The sequence below is a fragment of the Brachybacterium sp. J153 genome, assembly GCF_036311905.1.
In the GTDB taxonomy this organism is placed as follows: domain Bacteria; phylum Actinomycetota; class Actinomycetes; order Actinomycetales; family Dermabacteraceae; genus Brachybacterium.
In genome coordinates this window covers 79,640-88,761 of the sequence record NZ_JAZDCH010000009.1, presented here as the reverse complement: position 1 = coordinate 88,761, position 9,122 = coordinate 79,640, and the positions used below count along the sequence as shown (strand labels likewise).

Genomic DNA, 9,122 nt, shown 5'->3' with positions numbered 1-9,122 from the left:
GACGCGGCGGCTGGTCCTGCTGGGCGGCTCGTTCGTCGAGTCGATATGTTCGCGCCGGAGACCGAGCGGTTCCCGTCGAGGATCGAGCGCGGGCTGCCCGCGGACTGGCGGGTGCTCAACGGCGGGTACAGCGGGATGACCACGCTGCATGCCCTCACGCAGCTGCCCGCGAAGATCGTCCCCTTCGCGTCCGGGCGGAACCGCCTGGTGTACTTCGTGCCGATGTCGGACAGCAACGCGTTGATCGCCGCGGGCCACTACTGGTCGGCATCGAAGAACGTGAGCCCCTTCGTCCCCGCCGCGGAGGTGCCCTCCGTGGAGCGCTCCTCGCGGGAGGCGAGCGCGGGGCTGCTGCGCGCCCTGGTCTCCGCTGCGCGCGCCCTCGGCGTGGACCTCGCGGTGGTCGCCTCCCCATTCCGTCGCGGCGACTTCTCGACCGACGCCGCCCTACAGGCCCTGTACCGGGGCGAGCGCGGGCGCTATGCGCGGGCCCTGCAGCGGTTCGCGCTGCTGCGCGAAGTGGCGGCAGAGGTCTGCGCCGAGCAGTCAGTGCCCTTCCTCGACTCCCAGGAGTTCATGGAGGATCCGGCGCTCTTCTACGACCAGATGCACCTGAACCTGCGCGGGCAGCAGGTGTACGCCGAGGAGCTAGGTCACCGCCTGCCGGACCTGCTGCTGGCCCTCGCCGAGGGGGAGCCGGCAGCGAGCTGACCCGGCTCAGGTCCAGGTGGTGCCCGAGGCGACCTGGTCGAGCAGGGCGTCTCGGCCCTCGGCCGTGGTGACCAGGTCGATGGTGATCAGCGAGTCGCCCCGGCGGGTGACGTACTGGAGCTGGACGATCTCGCCGCCGCTCGTGGCGAGCCGCGTCTCGACACCCTGCAGGGTCTCCCCGTCGGCGACGAGCTCCGGGGCGTCGGCGGCCTGGTCGGAGTCCGCGGCGCGCAGCTCGGCGAGGTGCTCCTCCGCGGTAATCTCCGAGCGGACCGAGCGCACGGACAGCAGCTGTCCGTCCTCGGAGGTCGCGCTGACCACCTCGGAGGTGTCGTCGGCGGAGACCCCGGTGACCTGCCAGCCCTCGGGCGGGGCGATCTCCACCCCGGTGACGACCAGCGCGGAGCCGGGAGCCTGTGCCTCGACGGTGGGAGCCGGGCTGCCGCTCGCCTCCTCGGCGGGGACCGTCGCATCGGGGCCCGCCCCCGCGCCGCCGTCGCTTGCGGCGGGGGCGGTCGAGTCCTCCCCTCCCGCATCGGAGGACTGCACCGTGGGGGCCTCGGGTGGGCTAGTCTCAGAACATCCTGTGAAGAGCACGGCCATGCATGCTCCGACGACGATCAGGCCTCGAGTTCTCATGGGTCCACGCTAGTCGGTTCCTGATTCATCTGCGCCTCTCCACCACTCACCCTCGGGGGCCTCATGACCACCACACCGTACTCCTCCGCCGCACGTCGCCCCGCCCAGGGAGCGCCCGCTCTGCCGCGGCTGCTGCTGGCCCTCGTCGTGCTGATCGGCACGGTCGGCATCGTGCAGGTCACCGTGCCGGACTCGCCGGCGAGCGCGGCGCCGATCGCGACGGGGACCGAGACCGAGATCGGCTCCGCCTTCGAGGACAAGGTGCTGAGCCCGCAGGCGGCGCACGGGGTGGGGACCGACGGACGCTCCCTCACCTACTTCGTCACCTCCGGCAACGAGGCGCTGCCGGCGCTGTTCCAGGCGATCGACACCCTCTCCGGGGACGTGGTCTTCGAGCAGCGGGTCCCCGCCGGCATCGACGCGTGGGGCCTCACGGTCAGCGGCCGGACCGTGGTGTTCACGGTGAACGACGGCGCGGCGCGGCTCTACAGCTGGGCTCCCGGGCAGAAGGCCGTGCGAGATCTCGGTACGCCCTTCGGGGACGACTCCGTCTGGTCGCTGACCACGGCTCCGGATGGCACGGTTTTCGCCGGCACGTATCCGACGGGGCGCGTGTTCAGCGTCGACGCCGGGACCGGTGCGGTGAAGGCGCTCGGCACCCCGAACCCGGGTGAGGCGTACGTGCGCGCCCTCGCGGCGGACGACCGCTACGTCTACGCCGGCTCGCTCGGCACCGGCAAACTCGCCCGCGTGGATCGGTCCACCGGCGCGATCAGCGCAATCACCCTCCCCACCGCGCTCTCGGGCACCAACAACACGATCTCCGACCTCGCCCTGCGTGGGAAGTACCTCGTGGTGACCTCCTCGAGCGCCGCCGCGATGTACCTCTACGACACCACCACCGGCTCCTTCGCGAAGACCGTCCAGGTCGACGGCTCCGGCAACGCCCTCCCGGCCTCCACCACGATCGCGGGAGTCAACAGCGCCGTCTCCCCCGTCCACCCGACGGAGGACACGGTGTACTTCCAGAAGTCCTCCTTCGGCCTCGCCGAGCTGGACCTCACCACGCTCCGCTACGCCCGCACCGGCTACTCGACTCAGGCCTCCCCGCGGGACATGGTGTGGGTGGATCCGAAGCTCTCCGGCTGGGCGAACCCGAGCCTCGCCGTCGCCGGCGCTCTCGGCACGCAGTGGCTGTACGACACCTCGGTGCTAAACCTGTCCTCCCGGCCGGGCCGGCAGAAGGACACCCAGCCCCAGGTCTCGGGGGCGCCCGGCGAGGTGCGCAGCCTCGCCGCCGGCCCCGACGGCAAGGTGTACGTGGGCGGCTTCCAGAACCCGACGGGCGTGCGCGTCTACGACCCGGCGAAGGCCTCGTTCTCCGAGCTCGAGGGGCTCCCGCAGGTCGAGGGCTTCGGCCGCGCCGGGAGCCGGCTGGTGATGGGCGGCTACCCTCGCGCGCAGCTCATGACCTATGACCCGGCGAAGCCGTTCGAGTACACGGGCGCCACGGGCGTGTTCACGCAGAACCCCAGCACCCATGAGCTGAAGAACTCCCAGGAGCGCCCGTTCGACTTCGTGGACCTCGGGGACGGCACCGTCGGCGTCGCCTCGGTCTCTGTGAAGAGCACCGTCGGCGGAGCCTTCACGGTCTGGACCCCGAACAGCGCGACCACCCGGGTGTACCGCAACCCGATCGCGAACCAGAGCGTCGTCGCGCTCGCCTCCGCGAACGGCACCGTGGTGGCCGGCTCCTCGATCAACGGCGGCACCGGCTACGAGGCGACCGAGACGAAGGCCCGGCTGTTCACGATCGACCCCTCGACCGGAAAGGTGCTCTCCTCCCTGGTCCCCTCGAACGAAGGGATCGTGCCGTGGGTGAACGCGCTCTCGGTCGATCCCTCCGACGGAACGCTCTGGGGCATCGCGGGCCGCACCCTCTTTCACGCGAGGGTCGATGCCTCCGGCCGACTGTCGATGATCAAGCAGGAGATGATCTTCTCCAACAACCCCGGCTTCTACGGGAACGACTTCTCGACCTTCGTGCGGGACGGGATCGTCTACGCGACGGCGGACGGCAACCTGTACGCCATCAACCCGCTCACCTTCGAGAAGACGACCCTCGCCACTGGCGGCATCACCGACATGGTGGTGATCGGCAACCGCGACCTGTACTACGCGAAGGGCTCGCTCGACCTGTTCCGCTACCGTTTGCCCGTCGCGGCGCCCGTCGCGACGCCGATCCTGGGCAGCCACACCACCGACGGCGTGTACTACCCGGGTGCCACGGTGTTCAGCGGGAAGGGCACCCCGGGATCGACCGTTACCGTGACCGTCGGCGGCACGAGCCGGACCACGACGGTGCGCACGGACGGCACCTGGACCTCCCCGTCGATGACCATCGCCGCGGGGACCCGCACGGTGTCCCTCGTCGCCGAGCTGGGCGGGGAGACGAGCGGCACCTCGACCACCACGCTCCAGTTCTCCGCCCCGATCGTGACCCCCAGCATCACCTCCCATGCGGTCTCCGGCGAGTACTCGGCGGGGCAGGTGAGCTTCAGCGGCACCGGCACGCGCGGCTCGACGGTGCGCCTCACCGTCGCCGGGACCACGGTCACCGCCCCCGTCTACTCCTCGGGGCAGTGGTTCGCGCCGGCGGTGAACGTGCCGGCGGGCTCCCAGCGGGTCTCGCTGACGGCGTCGATCCCCGGGTACACGAGCCCTACGGCGACCGGGACGTACCAGTTCGTCAACGATGTCACGCCGCCGGAGCTGACCAGCCCGGGCGCGGGATCCACCACCTCGGCGGGCACCGTGACCCTGTACGGGACCGCGGATCCGCACTCGCAGGTCACGGTGACCGCGGGCGGTCGCACGGTGACCGTGCCGACCTACAGCTCGGGTATGTGGTTCGCCCACGGGATGGAGATCCCGAGCGGCACGCAGTCGATCTCGATGACCGCGACGCTGGACGGCCTGTCCAGCCCGACCGTGACGACCACCCGGTACTTCGAGAGTCCCGTCGAGAATCCGGCGCTGCTCTCCCCCGCCGTCGGGTCGACCACCGCCTCCGGCATGGTGAGCTTCTACGGGACCGCCACGCGCGGCTCCGTCGTGACGCTCACGGTGGGCGGCCGCACGGTCACCGCCACGACGTACAGCTCGGGTATGTGGTTCGCGCCCCCGGTCCAGGTGGGCACGGGCAACCAGGCGATCGTGATGACCGCGAGCAAGGACGGCATCACCAGCGCCTCGGTCCGGGAGGTGCGCTACTTCCGCAGCGCCTTCGACCCGCTGACGATCACCTCGCCCGCCGCCGGATCGACGACCGCCTCCGGGATGGTGAGCTTCTACGGCACGGCCACGCGCGGCGCCGAGGTGACGCTGACCTTCGACGGTCGCAGCGTCACGGCGACCACGTACAGCTCGGGCATGTGGTTCGCGCCCCCGATCGCGGTCTCCTCGGGGACGAAGAGCATCACGCTCACGCAGACCGTCGGCGGCCAGACCTCCGCGCCGGTGACGGTCGAGCGGTCCTTCTCGAGCCCCGTGCAGACCCCCACCCTGGCCTCCCCGGCGGCAGGCTCGACCACCCCGAGCGGCATGGTCTCCTTCTACGGCTACTCGACGCCCGGCGCGACCGTCACGCTCACCGTGGGTGGCCGAACGGTCACCGCCCCGACATACAGCTCCGGCATGTGGTTCGCCCCGCCCGTCTACGTGGGATCCGGGAACCAATCGATCTACTTGACTGCCACAATGGACGGCGAGACCACGCCGACGGTGCGGACGGTGCGCTACTTCTCGGCGTGAACCGGGGCCCGGGCGGGTGCGGGGCGCTCAGCGAGTCCGTTCGAGGAAGACGTCCAGCTGGCGGAGGATCTCCGCGTAGTACTCGGCCGTGTAATGGAACGGCGCCAGACCGTGCGGGTGCTGGGGGTCGGCGAGCACCCGCCTGGTGGGCACCTCGATCGCCTGATGGGGCTCGAGGGTGTTCGCCATGTGCTCGTACGCGTCGTTGAGCCAGCGGTTCGCAGCGTAGACGGTCTCCGGATCGTCGACGCTGGCCCGACCGTCGGTCGCACGGACCACCCAGTGAGCGCGGTGGACGACGACCTTGTGTCGCGCCCCGATCTGATCGAGCAGGTCGAGGAGAGACGTCCATCCGGCCCGCCAGCGGTCGAAGGCCTGCTCCGTGTACGGCAGCACCTTCGTGTACTGCGAGATCGGGGTGCTCAGCTGTCGGAACTCGCTCGACACCGTCGCGGTCCCGCCATCGGCAAAGCGCGCCACCGGCAGCCTCTCGTCGATGAGATCGACGACGAGGGCATCGAAGCGGAGCTTCCGCAGCCGCAGCCGCCCCTGCTTCGCGATGTCGTCCTGGACCGTCCTCCGCTGGGCGTCCGAGGTGATCTTGTCGTAGTCCGGCTGCAGCACCTGGGTTCGTCGCCCCATGAAACTTCCGAGCGCTGTCCGCTCCACGGAGGAGACGAGCTTGAATCGTCGCGCGTCCTCATGGTCGAAGGCGTCCCGGGTCACGCAGCTGCCGAGGATCGCGATGCGGGGGGCCGCGTCAGGGGCGGGCGACGTCATGGATGCACCTCGGGTCGTGGGGTCGAGAAGCGGAGGAACCGCCCGATTCTATGGCAGGCGCCCGGCGCCCGCTTAGGCGGAGAAATCCGCGGGACGGTCGCCGCCGAGGAACTTCCAGCGGATCGCCTCGAGGGTGCGCGCCGCGGCCTGTCCGTCCCCGTAGGGGTTCACGGCATTGGCCATCCCGGCGTAGGCCTCGGGGGAGTCGAGCAGCAGGGAGACCTCGTCGACGAGGCGCTGGCGGTGGGTGCCGATGAGCTTCACGGTGCCGGCGACGACCGCCTCGGGGCGTTCGGTGTTCTCACGCATGACGAGCACGGGCTTGCCGAGGCTGGGAGCCTCCTCCTGCACGCCGCCGGAGTCGGTGAGCACGAGGTCCGCGAGGCTCAGGAGCTGGGTGAACTCGGCGTAGGCGAGGGGCTCGATGAGGAGCACGTTCTCGACCCCCTTGACGGCGGGACGGATCGCCTTGCGGACCTTCGGGTTCTTGTGGATCGGGAAGACCACGGTGAGGTCCGGGTGCTTGCGGGCGAGCTCGGCGACTGCCTCGCCGATGCCCTCCATGGCGTCGCCGAGGTTCTCGCGGCGATGCGCGGTCACGAGCAGGACCCGCCCGCCGGTGCCGGCCTCCTTCGCGTCGCGGAGCTGCTCGAGGCGCTCGTCCGAGAAGGGCACGCGGAGGTTCTCCGTCGCGAACATCAGGGTGTCGATGACGCTGTTGCCGGTGACGACGATGTCGTTCTCCCGCACGTCCTCGCGCGTGAGATTGGCCTTGCTGGTGGAGGTGGGGGCGAGGTGCAGGGCGGCGATCTGGCTCGTGAGCTTCCGGTTCGCCTCCTCCGGGAACGGGGAGTTGATATCGCCCGAGCGCAGGCCGGCCTCGAGGTGGATCACGGGGATCTGCCGGTTGAAGGACGCAACGGCCGCGCCCATGACCGTGGAGGTGTCTCCCTGGACGATCACGGCATCGGGCGCCTCGCGCTCGAGGATGTCGTCCACCCCGGTGATCACCTTGGCCACGATGCCGTTGAGGGACTGTCCGCTGCTCATAATGTCGAGGTCATGATCCGGGACGATCTCGAACATCGTGTTGACCTGGTCGAGCATCTCGCGGTGCTGCCCGGTCACCACGGTGATCGACTCCAGATCCTCCGCGGCGTCGATCGCCTTGATAATCGGGGCGACCTTGATCGCCTCGGGGCGCGTGCCGTAGATGGTCATGATGCGCAGGGCCATGGGTGCCTCTCAGGGGGTCGGCGGCACAGGGCTGCCGCTGCGTTCCGGGGACGACTGCGTGCGGGTGCGCTCAGCTCGTCCCCTCGGATCACGTCGCAGACCGATCGTCGGACAACGTGCGATACACCCGCTCGTATCGTCTCATCAATGCGGGCCAGGTGCGGTCCGCGACGGTGGCGCGGCCCGTCCGGGAGTGACCGGTTCCTCGCGCAGGGTCTGCCGCGAGCTCGCAGAGCACGTCCGCGAGCCGTTCGTGGTCGCCGGCGGGGAAGATCTCCCCGTGCAGGGTCCCGTCGTCCCCGGTGATGGTCTCGCGAAGGGCGGGGAGGTCGCTGATCACGACGGGCCTCGCGAGGGCGAGTGCCTCTACCGGCTTCTGCGGGGTGACGGTGCGGGCGACGTCCACGTCGCGGCGCGGCACGACCACCGCGTCGAGGGCCTGGACCCAGGTGCGTGCCTGCTCGCGCGGGACCCTGCCCGGCAGGTGGACGCGGACTGAGATGCCGAGCTCGTCGGCGAGCTGCATGAGCCCGGGGGCGGAGACCCCGTCGCCTACGAGCACCACGTGCAGCGTCCCGGCGACAGGTGCGTCGTCTCGGTCGATGATCGCGGCCGCGGCGCGGAGCAGCACATCGAAGCCCTCGTAGTCGACGAGGGCGCTGACGGCACCGACCACGAACGCGTCCGGCGGCAGATCCAGGCCGACCGTGTGCCGCGCCTCGGCCGGGCTGAGGTCGAGGGCGAGCAGCGCCTCGTCGACCCCGTTGGGGACCAAGGTGATGCGCGCGGGGTCGACGCCTCGCTGCTCGAGCACCTCGGCCATGGTGCGGCTGAGCGTCACCACGGCACCGGCCTGCCGCGCGAGCTCCCCCTCGCGGGCCGCGAGGAGGCGCACCTTCTCGGAGGCGGCGGCGCTCTCGCGCGCCTCGGGGGTGGCCCGAGACGCGATCCAGGTCTGCTCCATCAACCCGCGGACCTCGAAGACCCAGGGGATGCCGGTCGCCCGGCTCACCGCACGGGCCACGAGGGCGTTGCGATAGTCGGTCGTCGCGTGCAGGACATCGGGCCGGAGCTCCTCCACGAGACGCAGGGCCGCCTCGACCTCCTGCTCGAGCCGCTCGGCGGGGGTGGCCGCGAGCGAGGGCGGGAGGGCGCGGACGTAGCGGGTGCCGTCGACAACGTCCTCGTCGGCGGCGAGCACCTTGCCGACCATCACCGGGTAGCCGGTTCGGGTCAGGGCCACCGAGTGGATGCCGTGGCGGGCGAGGTGGGTGAGGATGTTGTGGGTGCGCAGCGCGTACCCCGACTGCGTATGGGGCAGCGAGTTGGTGATCAGGTGGAGCACGGTCAGCGGCTGGCCCGCGGAGTCCGGCGACGCGGCCGTCTCTCGCGGGGCCCGGGCGGCGACGGCGTCGGCGCCGGCGGTCATGAGCGCGATCTCGCTGCGGAGCCGGCGCGCCTGCACTGTGTCGCCGTGCCCGGCCTCCTCGAGGATCGCCACCGCCTCGCCGAGCCGTCCGGCGGACCAGGCGGCCCGGGCGCGCGTCGAAGCCCGCGCGGTGTCCGCGACCAGATCCTCCCGGTCGAGGAGCACCGCGACCTCCGCCTCGAACGGCCCGGCCGGCCGTCGATCAGGACACTCCAGCAGCTCGAGGGCGCCCGACGGGCGCCCCGCCATCACCGCTCCGAGGGCGGCGACTCCTCTCCCCCGCGGTACGGCGCGCCCGACCCCCTGCAGCATCCGGCCCCCGCGGGTGCGGACTCCGAGCGGCAGCCGGCGGCTCACCTGGATCACCAGCAGCGCGGGGTCGTCGACGAGGTGGCCGAGCGCGGACTGCCCGAGGAGCCGCGCGTTGCGGAGTATGGCGTGCACCGGTGGAATCGGTCTGCCCGCCTCTCTCAGCCCCCTCATGTCGATGCGGGGCGGATGACGGGGGAATTGT

The 9,122-nt window shown here is 71.0% G+C and carries 6 protein-coding genes; 2 read left to right on the top strand and 4 right to left on the bottom strand.

Features of this window, described 5'->3' with window-relative positions; all coding sequences use genetic code 11:
- Positions 1-45 precede the first annotated feature (45 nt).
- Positions 46-711, top strand: coding sequence for an SGNH/GDSL hydrolase family protein (locus tag V1258_RS05405; RefSeq protein WP_329748705.1), 666 nt, complete (start codon positions 46-48; stop codon positions 709-711).
- A gap of 6 nt (positions 712-717) precedes the next feature.
- Here V1258_RS05405 and V1258_RS05400 read toward each other — a convergent pair whose 3' ends face one another.
- Entirely contained in the window at positions 718-1,260 is a 543-nt protein-coding gene (locus V1258_RS05400) for a hypothetical protein (protein WP_329748704.1), read from the bottom strand.
- Between the two features lie 153 nt (positions 1,261-1,413).
- Between V1258_RS05400 and V1258_RS05395 the strand changes: the two genes are divergently transcribed.
- Entirely contained in the window at positions 1,414-5,163 is a 3,750-nt protein-coding gene (locus V1258_RS05395; protein WP_329748703.1) for a hypothetical protein, read from the top strand.
- A gap of 27 nt (positions 5,164-5,190) precedes the next feature.
- Here the strand turns inward: V1258_RS05395 and V1258_RS05390 are convergent, their stop codons facing one another.
- The 3 genes from V1258_RS05390 to V1258_RS05380 form a co-directional block, all read right to left on the bottom strand.
- On the bottom strand, positions 5,191-5,943 hold the full coding sequence (locus V1258_RS05390) for a DUF6270 domain-containing protein (RefSeq protein WP_329748702.1): 753 nt from the start codon (positions 5,941-5,943) through the stop codon (positions 5,191-5,193).
- 72 nt (positions 5,944-6,015) lie between these two features.
- Positions 6,016-7,179, bottom strand: coding sequence for a non-hydrolyzing UDP-N-acetylglucosamine 2-epimerase (gene wecB, locus V1258_RS05385; protein WP_329748701.1), 1,164 nt, complete (start codon positions 7,177-7,179; stop codon positions 6,016-6,018).
- 88 nt (positions 7,180-7,267) lie between these two features.
- Positions 7,268-9,052, bottom strand: a complete 1,785-nt coding sequence (locus V1258_RS05380; protein ID WP_329748700.1) for a glycosyltransferase — start codon at positions 9,050-9,052, stop codon at positions 7,268-7,270.
- Positions 9,053-9,122: the final 70 nt, after the last annotated feature.